The 15,993-nt window shown below is 64.0% G+C and carries 17 protein-coding genes; 5 read left to right on the top strand and 12 right to left on the bottom strand.

All coding sequences use genetic code 11. The annotated features are described in order from the left end of the window. Positions 1-49 precede the first annotated feature (49 nt). Together FGD77_RS17985 and FGD77_RS17980 are read left to right on the top strand one after the other, a co-directional pair. A complete protein-coding gene (locus tag FGD77_RS17985) occupies positions 50-1,330 on the top strand; it encodes a hypothetical protein (RefSeq protein WP_255011894.1) in 1,281 nt (426 codons plus the stop codon). Continuing rightward, positions 1,327-2,100 (top strand): hypothetical protein, encoded by a 774-nt coding sequence (locus FGD77_RS17980; protein ID WP_255011892.1) that lies wholly within the window; start codon positions 1,327-1,329, stop codon positions 2,098-2,100. Before FGD77_RS17985 ends, FGD77_RS17980 begins: the two co-directional genes overlap by 4 nt. A 60-nt stretch (positions 2,101-2,160) precedes the next feature. On the opposite strand, the gene FGD77_RS17975 is transcribed toward FGD77_RS17980, so the two are convergent. From FGD77_RS17975 to FGD77_RS17965, 3 genes are all read right to left on the bottom strand, one after another. After that, the gene (locus tag FGD77_RS17975; RefSeq protein ID WP_255011891.1) at positions 2,161-3,345 is read right to left on the bottom strand and encodes a VWA domain-containing protein; all 1,185 of its coding nucleotides are present in this window, start codon (positions 3,343-3,345) and stop codon (positions 2,161-2,163) included. Between the two features lie 7 nt (positions 3,346-3,352). Next, the gene (locus FGD77_RS17970; RefSeq protein ID WP_255011888.1) at positions 3,353-3,520 is read right to left on the bottom strand and encodes a hypothetical protein; all 168 of its coding nucleotides are present in this window, start codon (positions 3,518-3,520) and stop codon (positions 3,353-3,355) included. A 142-nt stretch (positions 3,521-3,662) separates the two neighbouring features. Next, entirely contained in the window at positions 3,663-4,502 is an 840-nt protein-coding gene (locus FGD77_RS17965; RefSeq protein ID WP_255011886.1) for a MoxR family ATPase, read from the bottom strand. Between the two features lie 142 nt (positions 4,503-4,644). On the opposite strand from FGD77_RS17965, the gene dksA reads away from it, so the two are divergent. Further along, complete coding sequence (gene dksA / locus FGD77_RS17960) at positions 4,645-5,118, top strand: RNA polymerase-binding protein DksA (RefSeq protein ID WP_255011884.1); 474 nt, start codon at positions 4,645-4,647, stop codon at positions 5,116-5,118. Between the two features lie 72 nt (positions 5,119-5,190). Next, entirely contained in the window at positions 5,191-6,327 is a 1,137-nt protein-coding gene (locus tag FGD77_RS17955) for an FAD-dependent monooxygenase (protein ID WP_255011877.1), read from the top strand. A 3-nt stretch (positions 6,328-6,330) separates the two neighbouring features. Here FGD77_RS17955 and FGD77_RS17950 read toward each other — a convergent pair whose 3' ends face one another. Continuing rightward, positions 6,331-6,744 carry a Fur family transcriptional regulator gene (locus tag FGD77_RS17950; protein WP_255011875.1) on the bottom strand — a complete coding sequence of 138 codons (414 nt, stop codon included), beginning with the start codon at positions 6,742-6,744 and terminating at the stop codon, positions 6,331-6,333. A 72-nt stretch (positions 6,745-6,816) separates the two neighbouring features. Beyond that, positions 6,817-8,109, bottom strand: coding sequence for a cystathionine gamma-synthase family protein (locus FGD77_RS17945; RefSeq protein WP_255011873.1), 1,293 nt, complete (start codon positions 8,107-8,109; stop codon positions 6,817-6,819). Between the two features lie 335 nt (positions 8,110-8,444). Here FGD77_RS17945 and FGD77_RS17940 point away from each other — a divergent pair, with 335 nt between their 5' ends. Next, entirely contained in the window at positions 8,445-9,746 is a 1,302-nt protein-coding gene (locus FGD77_RS17940) for a DEAD/DEAH box helicase (protein WP_255011871.1), read from the top strand. An 80-nt stretch (positions 9,747-9,826) separates the two neighbouring features. Here FGD77_RS17940 and FGD77_RS17935 read toward each other — a convergent pair whose 3' ends face one another. The 7 genes from FGD77_RS17935 to fumC form a co-directional block, all read right to left on the bottom strand. Continuing rightward, a complete protein-coding gene (locus FGD77_RS17935; RefSeq protein ID WP_255011869.1) occupies positions 9,827-11,077 on the bottom strand; it encodes a sodium:proton antiporter in 1,251 nt (416 codons plus the stop codon). A 74-nt stretch (positions 11,078-11,151) separates the two neighbouring features. Further along, positions 11,152-11,835 (bottom strand): endonuclease/exonuclease/phosphatase family protein, encoded by a 684-nt coding sequence (locus FGD77_RS17930; RefSeq protein WP_255014317.1) that lies wholly within the window; start codon positions 11,833-11,835, stop codon positions 11,152-11,154. A 64-nt stretch (positions 11,836-11,899) separates the two neighbouring features. Continuing rightward, positions 11,900-13,321 carry a YdiU family protein gene (locus tag FGD77_RS17925; RefSeq protein WP_255011867.1) on the bottom strand — a complete coding sequence of 474 codons (1,422 nt, stop codon included), beginning with the start codon at positions 13,319-13,321 and terminating at the stop codon, positions 11,900-11,902. Between the two features lie 269 nt (positions 13,322-13,590). After that, on the bottom strand, positions 13,591-14,037 hold the full coding sequence (locus FGD77_RS17920; RefSeq protein ID WP_255011865.1) for a GNAT family N-acetyltransferase: 447 nt from the start codon (positions 14,035-14,037) through the stop codon (positions 13,591-13,593). A 79-nt stretch (positions 14,038-14,116) separates the two neighbouring features. Beyond that, entirely contained in the window at positions 14,117-14,353 is a 237-nt protein-coding gene (locus FGD77_RS17915; RefSeq protein WP_255011858.1) for a ribbon-helix-helix domain-containing protein, read from the bottom strand. Positions 14,354-14,360: 7 nt separating this feature from the next. Further along, positions 14,361-14,540, bottom strand: coding sequence for a DUF4169 family protein (locus FGD77_RS17910; protein ID WP_255011856.1), 180 nt, complete (start codon positions 14,538-14,540; stop codon positions 14,361-14,363). Continuing rightward, positions 14,537-15,940: a class II fumarate hydratase gene (gene fumC / locus FGD77_RS17905; RefSeq protein WP_255011854.1), complete on the bottom strand. Its 1,404-nt coding sequence runs from the start codon at positions 15,938-15,940 to the stop codon at positions 14,537-14,539. Before fumC ends, FGD77_RS17910 begins: the two co-directional genes overlap by 4 nt. Between the last annotated feature and the right edge of the window lie 53 nt (positions 15,941-15,993).

The following is a 15,993-nucleotide window of genomic DNA, read 5'->3' as shown; positions in this document are numbered from 1 at the left end:
TGCCCGCCAAGGCCCCATATTGGGGCGAATGACAGGGCAGGGGAAACACATGACCGACAGCAACGCACAGATCACACGCGCCGAGGCGCAAGGCGTGCGCTATGCCGCCGAGCTGGAGGGCCATGTGCGCTGGCTGGACAGCATCACCGGCGCCGCGCTGGGCGTGTTGGCGACGGCGTCGGGTATCTACACCTACCTCGGGGTGTCATCGTTGTTGGACGACAACGGGGCGCTCAGCTTTTTCGCGGCGGCGTCCTATTCGATCGCCGTGTCGGTCGGGATCTTTGTCTTTTGGTCCTATCTGATGCGGCTGTTGCCGTCGGTGCGCACGATGGCGTCGCGCATCGGGCTGTTGGTGTCGATGGCAATCGGATCGCTGGCAATCATCGCGATGTCGTCTTGGCTGAATGCCGCCGCGCTGGCCGGATCTGCGGCGGTGGAGCAGCATCTGGCCAAGACGGTACAGGAATATCAGGCCTCGCTGGAGCAGGCGAACCTGATCGCCGTTTCGGCGCAGGGGCTGGAGCGGGACGTGGCGCGCGTGCGCCAATCCTTCGAGGATCTGGGCGCGCAGGAGGCCGATGGCGGGTTGTCGGGCCTTGCCGGGCGGGGCGCAGTGTTTCGGGTGCTCAGCCAGAAATCGGACGAGCTGCGCGGGCTGGAGGCGCAGATCGCCACGCAGCAGCCACTGGTCGACGCGGCATTTGCCGAGGGCAACGCGACCCTGTCGCGCATGCGCGCGCTGACGGTCGAGCCGGGCCCTGTCGAGCCGCGGTCGGTCCAGTTTTCCGAAGAGGCGGTGCGACTGGCCGGGCTGATTGCGCAGCTGCGGCAGCTATCGGTTGCGCCGTTGGTATCGCGTGCGGCGCAGGATCTGGCGGCGTCGGTGGTGCTGCCGGAACTTGACGGGCGCAGCGATGCGGCGCGCGGTGATCAGCAAAGCACGATTACGTCGGTATTGGAGGTGCTGGGCCAGCGCGCCACCACGCTGCGCAGTGCCGCCGATGCGGTGGTGGCGATGCCGCCGCCCAGCGACACGACCTATACGCCGATTTCGACCGCCGATGCGGTGATCCGCTATGCCGGTAATTTCGCGCCCTCGTGGGCGGGGGCTATCGCGATTGATCTGCTGCCCGCCGTGCTGGTGTTCATCCTGATGGTGACGCAGGCCGCCATCCGGTCGGGGCGCGAAGGCGTGGGGATCGAGCAGACGCTGACCCTGTCCGAATTGCGCGCGGCGATGATGGTGCTGCATGAGATGGACGAGGTACGCCGCCCGGTGCCAGCGACTGAGGCGGAGCGGGCAGGCGACCCGGATACCTCGGCATGAGTGATGCGCCGAAGGATTGGGATGCGCGGCGCGTTCTATACGCGGTGCTGGGATTGCAGCTGATCATGGCGGCGCTTCTGGCGGGTTCGGATGTGCTGGGTGCGCTGCCGCGGCTGGCGTGGCCGTCCAGCGCGCCGGGCGTCGACAGCCCGGTGGCGCCTGGCGATCAGACCCGTCGCTATGCGCCGCGCGACACGCCCCTGCCACCGCGCGCGCCGGGCGCTCCGGAACGGCCATACCGAAACAGTGGCGATATGCCGAAACGGCTGGAATTCCTGCGCACAGGGGACACGCTACACCTGACCGGGCAAATTGCGCCGGGCGACGATGCGCGGTTTGCCAAGCAGTTGGAGGCCGAGGAGGGGCTGCTGCGCGCAGCGATCAACAGCCCCGGCGGATCGGTGCGCGATGCGCTCGCTATCGGGCGCGCCCTGCGCGCGGCGGGGTTGGAGACGGAAATTGAGGCTGGCGATATCTGCTTTTCTGCCTGCCCGTATGTCCTGGCAGCAGGTGTGAGGCGCGCCGTGGGTGAGAGTGCGCAGGTGGGGGTGCATCAGCATTATTTTGGCAAAAATACCGTACTGCCGGCGTTTCTGGCAGTGTCCGACATTCAGAGCGGGCAGGGCGACGTCATGGAATTTCTGGACGATATGGGCGTCGATATCCGCCTGATGCGCCCCGCGCTGGCAACGCCGCCGGATGAGATTTACGTGCTCGTCGAAGAAGAGTTGCGCGAGTGGCGCCTTGTGACCGGGGACGGCGCCGAGTGAGGGTTCGGGAGCGCTCCGCGCGGGGATATTTAAGGCAAGAAGAAAAGGTGGGGCGGCGCGTTATCTGCTGAGGCTGCGCATGCCACGATCGAGGCCGTCGAGGGTCATGGGGACCATGCGGCCCTCGAAGATCTGTGTGATCATCTGGGTGGATTGGGTGTAGGGCCACTGCGCCTCGGGGGTCGGATTGATCCACAGGTTCGAGGGCCATTGCGCGCGGGCGCGGTCCAGCCAGGTCTGGCCGGCCTCTTCGTTCCAGTGCTCGTTCGCGCCGCCGACATAGGCTATTTCGTAAGGGGACATGGCGGCGTCGCCGACGAAGATGCAGCGGTAGTCGGAACCATAGGTGTTGAGGATGTCCCATGTGGGGGTCTTTTCGCTCCACCGGCGGCGGTTGTCGCGCCAGACGCCTTCGTAGAGGCAATTGTGGAAATAGAAATGTTCGAGATGGCGGAACTCGGCGCGCGCGGCTGAAAACAGTTCCTCGACCAGTTGGATATGGGCGTCCATCGAGCCGCCGACGTCGAGAAACAGCAGGACCTTGGCGCCGTTGCGCCGCTCGGCCCGTGTCTGAACGTCCAGATAGCCCTTTTGTGCGGTGGCGCGGATTGTGCCGGGCAGGTCAAGCTGGTCCGCTGCTCCGTCGCGGGCCCATTGGCGCAGGCGGCGCAGGGCCATCTTGATGTTGCGTGTGCCCAGTTCGACGTCGCCCGCCAGATTGGCAAACTCGCGGCGGTCCCAGACCTTGACCGCGCGCTGGTGGCGCGATCTGTCCTGACCGATGCGCACGCCTTCGGGGTTGTAGCCATGTGCGCCGAAGGGCGAGGTGCCGCCCGTGCCGATCCATTTGTTGCCGCCCTGGTGGCGGCCTTGCTGTTCCTTCAGGCGCTGTTTGAGCGTCTCCATCAACTGCTCGAAACCGCCGAGGGAGGCGATTTCGGCCTGTTCTTCGGGGGTCAGGTGTTTCTCGGCCATCTTGCGCAGCCAGTCCTCGGGCAGGTCCACTGCGTTCAGCACATCGCCCGGCGTGATCGCTTCGAGCCCTTTGAAAGCGGCAGCAAAAGCGCGGTCGAAGCGGTCGATCAGCCGCTCGTCTTTGACCATCGCCGCGCGGGCGAGGTAGTAAAACCCTTCGGTGTCGTAGGTGACGAGGTTCGCGCCGACGGCCTCTAGAAATGTCAGGTATTCACGCAAGGATACGGGCAGGCCCGCGTCGCGCAGATGCTGGAAGAAGGGCAGAAACATCGCCGCGTCAGCTGGCCGCGCGGGTGATGAGGATCAGCGCGAACACCCAGATCAGCGTAATGATCAAGGCAAAGACGGCGGCGTATTGCGCAATATCGGCGGGGCGTCCCTTGCGGCGATACGCGAGAAAGCCACCCAGACAGGCGCCAATCAATGCTGCGATGAGGATCGTCATGTGATGTGCTACCCGTTTCTGCCATTGAGCGGGTTAGGGCCTGAAATCACGCGCAGTTTTGCGTGAACGGCCAAATCCGCGCCGTATCCGTATCGTGCCCAGCCGAGGCTGTCCAGACGCACCTGCGGCGGCGCGACCGCACTCACCGCCCGCGACGCGCCATGAAGGCCAGCCGCTCGAACATATGCACGTCCTGCTCGTTCTTGAGCAATGCACCGTGCAGCCTTGGTAGTGCATTCGCGCCATCCTTGCGCAGATCATCAGCGGTCAGATCCTCGGCCAGCAGGAGTTTCAGCCAGTCCAGCACTTCGGAGGTGGATGGTTTCTTTTTCAACCCTTGCAGGTCGCGAAGCTCGTAAAATTGCGTCAGCGCGGTGGTTAGCAGCGCGTCCTTGATGTCGGGGTGATGCACGTCGACGATGCGGCGCATCGTGTCCATGTCGGGAAACTGGATGTAGTGGAAGAAACAGCGCCGCAGGAAGGCGTCGGGCAGTTCCTTTTCGTTGTTGGACGTAATGATGACGATAGGGCGATGCGCCGCGCGGATCGTTTCCCCCGTCTCGTAGACGTGGAATTCCATCCGGTCGAGTTCTTGCAGCAGATCGTTCGGAAACTCGATATCGGCCTTGTCGATCTCGTCGATCAGCAACACTACGCGTCCGTCGGACTGAAACGCCTGCCACAGTTTGCCGGGGCGGATATAGTTTGAGATGTCATGCACGCGCGCATCGCCTAGCTGGCTGTCGCGTAGGCGCGACACCGCATCATATTCATACAGACCCTGCTGCGCGCGCGTTGTGGATTTCACGTTCCACTCAATCATAGGCAGACCCAGCGCGGCGGCCACCTGCCGGGCCAGTTCAGTCTTGCCAGTGCCCGGCTCGCCCTTGACCAGCAGGGGGCGCTCCAGCGTGACGGCAGCGTTAACGGCGACGGTCAGGTCGCGGGGGGCGACATAGCTGTCGGTACCTTCGAATTTCATAGAAGTTTCAGTCCTTTTTGCGCCAAAGTTCACTTTGGAGTTAATCCATGATAGTGCGCGTCGCCAATCACATCAATGCATTGCAATTGGTTCGTGACAATGCGGTCCTATTGCAGTAGATGCAGCCCGAAAGGGGAGCCAGATGACACAGCATCCTGACGCCTTGGACCTTGATGAAAAAAAGGATCAACGCTTGAAATCCGAAGTTTTCCTGCCCGACGATTACCAGCCCGTCGAGGACGAACCTTTCATGAATGAGCGCCAGAAAGAGTATTTCCGTCGCAAGCTTTATGACTGGCGCGAGGATCTGCTGGCCGGTAGCCGCGACACGATCGAGGCGCTTCAGGATGGCACCCGCGCCATTCCCGACGTCGCCGACCGCGCCAGCGAGGAAACCGACCGGGCGCTGGAATTGCGGACGCGCGACCGCCAGCGCAAGCTGGTGGCAAAGATCGATCAGGCGATTCGCCGTATCGACGAGGGTGAATTTGGCTATTGCCAGATGACCGGCGACCAGATCAGCCTGAAACGGCTGGACGCGCGCCCCATCGCCACCATGACGCTGGAGGCGCAGGAGCGTCACGAGCGTCGCGAGAAGGTGCATCGCGACGATTGAGCGCGCATGAATTCGTCAAATTCCAGGACGCCGGGGCTTTCGCTCCGGCGTTTTTCGTAGGATCAAGGAGTTATGGATCTAAACTCGCTTGATATGGCCGTCATCGGCGCCGGGATCGGCGGTCTTGCCGTTGCGCGGGCCTGCGCGCTGCGTGGCGCGCGGGTGACAATTCACGAGCAGGCGGACGAGATTGCCGAGGTCGGTGCGGGTCTGCAAATCAGCCCCAACGGCTTTGCGGTGTTGCGTGGTCTGGGCCTGTCCGGCGCGGTCGAAGCTGCGGGGGACAGGGCCGGGAGAGTCGCGTTGTATGACTACCGTAGCGGGCCCGTGCTGCGGCTGGACCTGACCCGATTGGCGAGCCGCGATTATTGGTTCCTGCACCGGGCCGACCTGATCGATCTGCTGCATGCCGGCGCTGTCGATGCGGGGGTGCGCATCCGTCTGGGCGCACGGGTGGAGGACCCCGCCGCATTGGATGCGGATCTGGTGATCGGCGCGGACGGGCTGCATTCGGTGCTGCGGTCCCGGCTGAATGGAACGCTTGCGCCGTTTTTTACCCGGCAGGTCGCATGGCGGGCGGTCGTACCGCATGATGGCAGCCGCAAGGACGAGGCGCGTGTTCACATGGCTCCGCACCGGCATCTGGTCACCTATCCCGTGCGCGGAGGCGGCTGGCTGAACCTTGTCGCGGTCGAGGAACGCAGCGCCTGGGCCGAAGAAAGCTGGAGCGCGGCAGGCGACCCCGATGATCTGCGCGCCCGGTTTTCTGATTTTGGTGCGGCGCCGCAGGAAATGCTGAAACGGGTGAACAAGGTCGGAAAATGGGGCCTGTTTCGCCATCCGGTCGCGCCGGTCTGGACGGGTGAGCGCTATGCGCTGCTGGGCGATGCGGCGCACCCGACGCTGCCCTTCATGGCACAGGGCGCATCGCTCGCGCTGGAGGATGCGTGGGTTTTGGCGGCCGCCGTGGCGGAGGCGCCGGATATGGGTACGGCCCTTGCGCAGTATCAGGTGCAGCGCATTGACAGGGCCACTCGCGTGGTCGCGGCTGCCAGCGGCAACGCATGGAAATATCACATCAGTTCCAAGCCCTTACGCCTTGCGGCTCATGTAGCGTTGCGGCTTGGTGGGGCGATCGCGCCGGGGCGCATGATGCACCAGTTTGACTGGATCTACGGCCACGACGTGACGGGGGGCGAAACGCTCTGACGTTTACTTTTTTTTCAGGGGCCTGCCGTAAAGCTCCATCTTGTGACCTTTCAGGCGATACCCCAAACGTGCCGCGATCTTTTCCTGCAGGCGTTCGATCTCGGGATCGAAAAACTCGATCACATCGCCGGTGTCGAGGTCGATCAGGTGGTCATGGTGATCGCGCTGTGCGTCCTCGTAACGGGCGCGGCCATCGCCAAACTCCAGCTTGTCCAGAATGCCCGTTTCTTCGAACAGCTTGACCGTGCGATAAACCGTCGCGATCGAGATCTTGGGATCGCGCGCCGACGCGCGGGCATAAAGCTCGTCAACATCCGGGTGGTCGTCGGCCTCTTCCAGAACCGAGGCAATGATGCGCCTCTGGCCTGTCATGCGCAGGCCGCGCGCCTCGCAGCGATCGGTGATGGTTTTGGGCATCGGTCTGTCCATCGTGGGTATCAAGGCCTGCTTAGCGCGACGGGCGGGGGAGTTCCACCGCCGATGCGCACTCTATTCAGCCGCCGCGCGAAAGGCGCGGTCGAGCGCGGCAATCAGATCGGCAGGGTGTTCCAGCCCGACAGACATGCGAATCAACCCTTCGCTGACGCCTGCCAGCGTCCGGGCCTCCGGCGGCACGCCCGAATGGGTGGTCGACGCAGGATGGCAGACAAGCGATTCGGTCCCGCCGAGGGATACGGCAAGTTTGAAGATGTGCAGCGCGTTGAGGATGCGGAAGGCCAGCGCGCGGTCATCCGCCACCACAAAGCTGAAGGTCGATCCCGGCCCGGTGCATTGCGCGTCATGGACGGCGCGGGCGGCGCCAGTGCTGTGTTCCGGATGCAGGACAGTGCAGGGAATGATGTCGTTCTCGGCCAGCCATTTTGCCACCTCGCGCCCCGAATTTGCGGCCCGCTCCATGCGCAGCGTCAACGTCTCCATCGAGCGCGAGATCATCCAGGCCGAATGCGGATCAAGTTGGAAGCCGTAGGCCGAACGTGTGGAGCGGATCGGCTTCAACGCCGCCTTGGACCCGGTAATGCCGCCCGCCACCAGATCGGAATGACCGCCGACATATTTGGTCAGCGAATAGACGCAAATGTCGATGCCATGCTCCAGCGGTTTCTGGAAAACCGGGCCCAGCATGGTGTTGTCGCAGACGATTACGGGGGTATCGGCACCTTGCGCCGCCGCCCATCCGTCAACCGTGCGGCGCACCATGGCAAGATCAATCACGGCATTGGTTGGGTTTGCGGGGGTTTCGATATACACCATCTTGACCGGGCCCTTGGCCGCTGCATCGCTCAGGGCCTGCGTCAGATCATCGGACGCCAGCCCGTCGGTGAAGGGGGTAGGGTGCAGATTCCATTCCGCCAGCACCTTGGCAAAGAGCGTTTCGGTGCCACCATAAAGCGGTGTGTAGTGAACATAGGCATCGCCCGGTCGCAGATAGCTGAGCGCGACGGCACTGATTGCCGCCATGCCGGAGGCTGTCAGCAGCGCCGCCTCGGCGCCATCATAAAGGGCCAGCCGGTCCTCGACGATCTCGACATTGGGGTTGTTGAAGCGGCTGTAGACCAGACCGCCGGCGCCCATCCCCTCGGGCGCGGGGGCACGTCCTGCGACCACGTCAAAGAACTCGGCGCCCTGTTCCGCTGTCTCAAACGCGAAAGTCGACGTCAGGAACACCGGCGGCTTGACTGATCCTTCGCTGAGCGCCGGATCATAGCCATAAGCGGTCATCTGCGTCGACGGGTCGAGCTTGTGATCGCCCAGATGCGTGCGGCGAAAATTACGTTTGCTCATGGCGGCCTCCGGGTGGGTCGAGTCGTGCCCACCTTAGCGCAGGGTATCGCAAAGCACAGGGGTATCTGAACGGCAAAGGTTGACTTGTCGTTGCAGAGTCGCCATATCCGCCTCAACCTACACTTCCTGCCGCGTGAGCAGCCGGGCCGCCAAAGCGTAACCCATTGAATACTGAAGTGTCGTCTAATGATCCCAAAATCACGCGTGGGGCCAGCCGCCGGATCGGCGTGACGGGCAATTCAGCCTGTGCGTCAGGGCTTTGGCGGAACCACGAAACGGGCCCGGAGCGGCCCGCATGCGGCATGGGATCACCTCATGTCCGAGAGGATGATAGTTTGAATATGTTTGAAGAAATGGGCCTGCCTTCGGTCCTGGTGCGCAAGCTGGGCCATATGGGCATCACCGAGCCGACACCGATCCAGAGCCACGCGATCCCGCATGCGCTGAACGGCCATGATGTCATGGGGCTGGCACAGACCGGCACGGGCAAGACGGCGGCGTTTGGCCTGCCTTTGCTGGCGCAGATGATGGACGTGGACGAGCGCCCCCTGCCGAAGACCGCGACGAGCCTGATCCTCGCGCCGACGCGCGAATTGGCAAACCAGATCCGCGAAACGCTGCTGCCTCTGGTCATGGACACGCCGATGAAGATCAACGTCGTGGTCGGCGGATCGTCGATCGGCCCGCAGATCAAGCGGTTGGAGAAGGGCACCCATATTCTGGTTGCCACACCGGGCCGCCTGCTGGACCTGATTGACCGGCGCGCGATCCGGCTGGACGCGACGCGCTTCCTCGTGCTGGACGAGGCCGATCAGATGCTCGACATGGGCTTTATCCATGCGCTGCGCAAGATTGCCGCGCTGCTGGCCAAAGAGCGCCAGACGATGCTGTTTTCGGCCACCATGCCCAAGCAGATGGAAGAGATCGCCAGCAGCTATCTGGTCAACCCCAAGCGGGTGCAGGTCAGCCCTCCGGGCAAGGCCGCAGACAAGGTCACGCAAGCCGTGCATTTCATCGCCAAGGCGGAAAAGCCGAACCTGCTGATCGAGCTTCTGGGCGATCACAAGGCGGAACTGGCGCTGGTCTTTGGCCGCACCAAACATGGCTCGGACAAGTTGGCGCGCAAGCTGGAAAGCGCCGGTTTCAAGGTGGCCGCGATCCACGGCAACAAGAGCCAAGGCCAGCGCGAGCGTGCGCTGAAGGCGTTCCGCGATGGCGAGGTCAAGGTGCTGGTGGCGACGGATGTCGCGGCGCGCGGCCTTGATATCCCGGACGTCAAGCACGTCTACAACTTCGATCTGCCCAACGTGCCGGAAAACTACATCCACCGGATCGGCCGTACCGCGCGGGCAGGCAAGGATGGCGCAGCCATTGCGTTTTGCGCGCCTGACGAGATGGGCGAATTGAAGGACATTCAAAAGGTGATGGGCCTTTCGATCCCCGTGGCCTCTGGCCGCGCGTGGGAAGACCTGCCTGACCCCAAGGCCAAATCGAACGGCGGCGGTGGTCGCGGTCGTGGCCGTGGCGGCGCAGGCCGGTCCGGCGGCGGACAGGGCGGTGGCGGTGGTGCCACGGCTGGCAAGGGTCCGCGTCGGCGCCGCAGCGGCGGTGGGGGTCGCAGCAGCCAGGCTGCCTGAGGCACCGCAGAAACCAGATCGCCAAGTTATATGCCCCGTCGCCTCGCCAGGCGGCGGGGCTTTCTCGTGTTCGATGCGGACTAAAGCAAATCCGGCTGCTGGCTGACCCGGCGCGCCAGTGGCGCGACGGTCAGACCCTGCACGATGATCGAAAAGACGACGATCATGTATGTCGCGGTCAGGATGATCGGGCTCCATTCGCTGGCCGGCAGGCTCAGCGCCAGCGCGACCGAGATCCCGCCCTTCAGCCCGCCCCATGTCATGATCCGAACGACCCCCGGATCAAAATCGCGGAAGGGGCGCAGGATTGCCACGGGCACGGCCACGGCGACGAACCGGCCAACCAGCGCGATGGCAATGGAGGCAGCCCCGGCCAGCAGATAATCGACGCTGAAGGCGACCGCGAACACCTCGAACCCGATCATCAGGAACAGGACGGCGTTCAGGATTTCGTCGATCAGCTTCCAGAAGGCGTCGACATAGCGGCGCGTCTCGTCGCTCATCCCGTGTTTGGCGCCCACGTCCCCGATCAGAAGCCCGGCGCAGACCGCCATGATCGGCGCCGAGAGATGCAGATAGACGGCCAACTCGTACCCGCCGAAGGCAAGGCCCAGCGTCAACAGAACCTCCAGCGAATAGTCGTCGATCAGGCGCATGACGCGGAATACCAGCCAGCCCAGCACAACGCCCAGCAGGGCGCCGCCGCCCGCCTCGCGCAGGAACAGCAAGCCTGCGTCCAGCACGCCATTGTCGCCATGGGCCGCCCCACCGGGAAAGGCGAGGCCGACCAGCACGAGGAAGACGACATAGCCAACCCCGTCGTTGAACAGCGACTCGCCCGCGATCTTGGTCTCAAGCGATTGGGGCAGGTTGGCCTGTCGCAGCACACCCAGCACGGCGACCGGATCTGTCGGGGAAATCAGCGCGCCAAAGATCAGCGCGATCATCAGGGGCATGCCCGTCAGCCAGCTGAAGGCGCCGCCCACGACTAGCGTGCTGAGGCCGACACCGATCGTCGCCATCAACACCACGGGTAGCCATTGCGCACGCAGGTCTGAAACCTTGACATGCAGCGCCCCCGCGAACAGCAACAAGCCCAGCATCCCCTCCAGCAGCGCGTCGGAGAAATCGATGCCCTTGACGATGTGCCGGGTCTGGTCCGCGATGCCGAGTGTCGGCATCAGCAGGTCCAGCCCCATCAGCGCCAGCGACGCCGCCAGTGCCACCACCATGATTCCGATCGACGACGGCAGGCGCAGCATGAGGTAGTTTATTGCGCCGAAGACGCCGGCCAGTACGATCAGCAGCGATGTGATTTGCAGGAACGTCACGGATACCTCCTTGGCGCCCGGCGGGCACGCGCAAGGCTACAGCAATGGGGAACTACCGCATAGATGGCAATACTTCACTGGTCAATCGCCGTAAAATCGGCCCAGATCGGCAGGTGGTCGGATGCGATCCGCGACGCGCCCCGCGACGCGCCGCCGCCGGTTGCCGCGACGCGCAGATCGGAACTGTGCAGGATTCGGTCCAGCCGCGCGACAGGGCGCGGCGCTGGATAGCTCAGCGGTGTCGCCGCCACGGCCAGCCGGGGTGATCCGAAACTCATCGCTTTGCCCAGCGCGCCCCATTCGTTGAAATCACCGGCCAGTACGGCGGGGCTATCGGGCAGGCGGTTCAACTCGGCCCTGATATGGGCCAGTTGCGCCTGCCGGTGGCGCCGGATCAGCCCCAGGTGAACGCCAATCACCCGCAGCGGTCCGATCGGCGTGGTCAGATCGGCGCGGATCGCGCCGCGCGGCTCCAGCCCCGGAAGGTCGATCCGCCCGGTATCCACAAGCTGCACGTCCCCGCGCATCAGCATCGCATTGCCGTGCCATCCCAGCGATACCCCGTCGCTATCATCCGCGCCGAAGGGCACAACCTGCCAGCCTGCCGCGCGCACCATGGCGGAGGGCAGGGCGGCGTGGCGGGGGGCCATTCTCTTGTCCGCCTCCTGAAGGATGACGAGGTCGGCATCCAGCCCGTCGATGATGGCCATGATCCGCTCCGGCTTGCGGCGCAGATCCAGCCCGACGCATTTTTGCAGGTTATATGTGGCGATCCGATAGATGGCTGTGCCTCGCTATACTGCGTTTCAGGTGTCGACGATTTCAGGTGCCACAGAATGTTTCGCGCACCACTTCGTGCGGCGCTGGCGGCAGGGTCAGGTCGACCGCGTCCGGCTGATCCACATAGGGGCGTGATAGTACGTCCAGAAGGCGACGGAAGGGCGCAAAGTCGCCCTCGACCCCGGCGGCGATCATTTCCTCTACCCGGTGGTTGCGCGGAATGAAGGCCGGATTTGCATCATCCATCCGCGCGCGCCAGCCATCCTCGCTGGTCAGGCGGGCCTGCCAGCGCGCCTCCCAAGCGTCAAAGCCCGCGGTGCCCATGAGGGCTGCGGGCGCGTCCGGTCGACCAAGCGCGCGGAACGTATTTGTGAAATCGACCTCAGCCACCTGCATCAGGCGCAGCAGGTCATCGATCAGCGCCCGGTCGTTCTCATCCGGGGCGGCCAGCCCGATCTTGGCGCCGAAGACGCGCAGCCATTCGGCGTCGATCAGGGCCGGCATGGCATGGACGGCTTCGGTGAACTCGGTGATGGCGGACTCCTGATCCTCCATCAGCGGGACCAGTGCGGAGGCGAATTGCGCCATGTTCCACACGATGATGCGCGCCTGATTGTCATAGGCATACCGCCCATTCCGGTCGATTGAGCTGTAGACGGTCTGCGGATGCCATATATCCAGAAACGCGCAGGGGCCGTAATCGATCGTCTCGCCCGAGAGGGCGGTATTGTCGGTGTTCATCACCCCGTGGATGAACCCGGCGCCCAGCCACTGTGCCACCAGCGTGGCCTGACGCCGAATGACGGCGCGCAGAAGATCGCCCGGCGTCTGCGCCTGAGGATAATGACGCGCGCGGGTGTAGGCGTATAGCTCGCGTAGCGCCGGAACATTCTGGCGCGCCGCGAAGAACTGGAACGTGCCGACGCGCAGATGGCTGGCGGCGATGCGCGTCAGCACCGCACCCGGCAGGGCGCCCTGCTGGCGATAGACCGGATCGCCCGTGCTGACAGCGGCCAGCGCGCGTGTGGTGGGAATGCCCATGGCATGCATCGCCTCGCTGACCACATATTCGCGCAGGACCGGCCCCAGCCATGCGCGCCCGTCGCCGTTTCGGGAAAATGGGGTCGGCCCCGATCCTTTCAGCTGAATGTCGCGGCGCTGCCCGTTCGTATCCACGACTTCGCCCAGAAGCACGGCGCGCCCATCGCCAAGCTGCGGCGAAAAGCCCCCGAATTGATGGCCGGCATAGGCCTGCGCGATGGGCTGGGCGCCGCCCGGCAGGGCGTTCCCGCCAAAGACCTGCGCCATCTCATCATCGCTGCCAAGTGAGACCCCCAACTCAGCCGCCAGCGCGTCGTTAACTGCGATCAAACGCGGTGCGCTGACCTGCACGGGCGCCTGACCAGCAGAAAACCCCGCGCCGAGGCGGGCATAGGAGTTGTCAAAGGGGAAAAGCATGCTCATCCCGCGAATGTAACCATGCAGGCCAGAATTGCCAGTGTCGCGCGTGCAATTGCGCGGTGGGATTTTGGGTATTTGTGCCAAGAAAAGCCCCGGGGACGCGCGCCGTTCTTGGACGGCGCCTCAAATGTTCTGGGGGTGTCTGTGCCAGGCAGGCTTTGACCGACAGCGAAATATCGAAAAGACTGTGCATCTGGAGACTGTCCGCGTAGCCATACCCCGGCAAGGCGTCTGCGATGGGATGTCACGTGGTGGGGGCGAGTCCCCACAGATTACAGAATCCGCGACATCAGCATCCGGGTGTCATCTGACGTGAAGTGCATCCGCTCATAAAAGGCGCGCGCGGCAGTGTCGCTTTTCGCCACTTCGAGATGCAGAACACGCAGCCCGGCAGCGCCCAGTGCGCGGGGCAGGGCTGCCAGAATGTCCGAGCCAATGCCGCGTCTGCGCACGTTGGGACGGATATAGATTTCGTCTACCGTTCCGGCCAGCCCGCCATGTGCCAGCGACCAGCCAAAGCTGATGGCGGCATAGCCGATGGGCGCACGCGCCGGACCGGCGATATAGATCGCGCCATGCGGTGCGCCGTCCAGCAGCGGGGCCACGGCGGCGTGGCGTCCGGCATCGTCCTGCGCAATCCCGGCCTCAGCGTGGCAGGCGGCGATCAGCGGCAGGATCGTATCGATGTCGTCAGGCTTGGCGAGGGTCAGGGCGGTCACGGGTGGCACGGGCCTTTCGGTTGGGGCGGGATGCGGGCCGACCATGCCTGCCTGCGCCCTTCTTGTCCATGCGGGCGAGTTAGGGCGCGCCTTTTTCCGCCGCCGCGCGGTAGTGGCGAAGGACATGCAGGCGGATGGCCGAGGCAAGGCCCAGATCGGTGCCGCGTTCGGCGTCGATTTTTGCGGCCAGCGCGTTGATCGGCAGGCCGGTGCGGTCGGCTATGGCGCGGAAGGCCTGCCAGAACTCAGGCTCCAGCGAGACCGAGGTGCGATGCCCGCGCAGGGTCAGCGAGTGTTTTACAGGCCGGTCCGTCACCGCGCTCTCATGGCTCGCGCTTGTGGTCGTCCACGCCCTTGGCGGCCCTGTCGGACCGGGCTTGCTCCAGCGATTTTTGCGCCTTCGTGCGACCAAAGCGTACGGCGTTTTCATCGGCGTGCGCCTTGGCATCGTCCCGCGCGCGCTGTTTGCGCGCGCGGTTCAAGTTGATCGGCGTGTCCGTCACTTGGGGCCGACCATGTTTTCGGGGCGCACGACGCGATCGAAAGTTTCGCCGTCGACAAACCCCAGCGCAATCGCCTCTTCCTTGAGCGTCGTGCCGTTCTTGTGCGCGGTCTTGGCGACCTTGGTGGCGTTGTCATAACCGATTTCGGGCGCCAGCGCAGTGACCAGCATCAGAGATTCGCGCATCAGCTTGTCGATACGGGCCTCATCCGCCTCCAGCCCGTCGACCAGATTATCGGTGAAGGCTGATGCCGCGTCGCCCAGAAGCTGCATGGATTGCAACACGTTGTAGGCCATCATCGGCTTGTAGACGTTCAATTCGAAATGACCTTGGCTACCCGCAAAACCGACGGCGGCGTCATTGCCCATCACATGGGCACAGACCTGTGTAAGCGCCTCGCATTGCGTCGGGTTCACCTTGCCCGGCATGATCGAACTGCCTGGCTCGTTCTCGGGCAGGATCAGCTCGCCCAGACCGCAGCGGGGGCCGGAGCCGAGGAAGCGGATGTCGTTGGCGATCTTGAAGAGGCTACCCGCGACGACGCGCAGGGCGCCCGAGATTTCGACCATCGCGTCATGGGCGGCCAGCGCCTCGAACTTGTTGGGGGCGGTGACGAAGGGGAGGCCGGTGATTTCGGCCATGTTGGCGGCAACGGATTCACCCCAACCTCGCGTGGTGTTCAGCCCGGTACCGACGGCGGTGCCGCCCTGGGCCAGCTCATAGATACGGCCCAGTGCATCCTTGATCCGCTCGATCCCCATGGCGACCTGATGGGTGTAGCCCGAAAATTCCTGACCCAAAGTCAGGGGGGTGGCGTCCTGCGTGTGGGTGCGGCCGATCTTGATGATATGGTCCCACTCCTGCGATTTCTTCTCCAGCGCGTCGTGCAGTTTTTCAAGGCCGGGCAGGGTGACGCCATGCGCGGACATGGCTGCGGCCAGATGCATGGCGGTGGGGAAAGTATCGTTGGAGGACTGGCCCATGTTGACGTGGTCGTTGGGATGCACGGGGTCCTTGGACCCGATCACGCCGCCCATGATTTCGATGGCGCGGTTGGCGATAACCTCGTTCGCGTTCATGTTGGATTGCGTGCCTGATCCGGTCTGCCACACGACCAGCGGGAAATTGTCGTCCAACTGGCCAGTAATCACCTCGGTCGCGGCCTCGATGATGGCTTCACCGCGCGCCTCGTCCAGTTTGCCCAGATCCAGATTGGCCTGGGCGCAGGCTTTCTTGATGACGCCGAGGGCGCGGACGATGGCGATGGGCTGGCGTTCCCACCCGATGGGGAAGTTGTGGATGCTACGCTGGGTCTGGGCGCCCCAATACTTGTCCGAGGGCACCTCAAGAGGGCCAAAGCTGTCGGTTTCGGTGCGGGTTGTGATTTCTGTCCGGCTCATGCGAGGGCTCCTCAGGTCAGGTTTGCCCCTGTCTTACCGTTTGGTGCGGGAAA

Source organism: Roseovarius sp. M141 (assembly GCF_024355225.1).
Classification (GTDB): Bacteria; Pseudomonadota; Alphaproteobacteria; order Rhodobacterales; family Rhodobacteraceae; genus Roseovarius.
The sequence above is the reverse complement of the archived record's forward strand: the minus strand, read 5'-3'. Positions and strand labels throughout refer to the sequence as shown.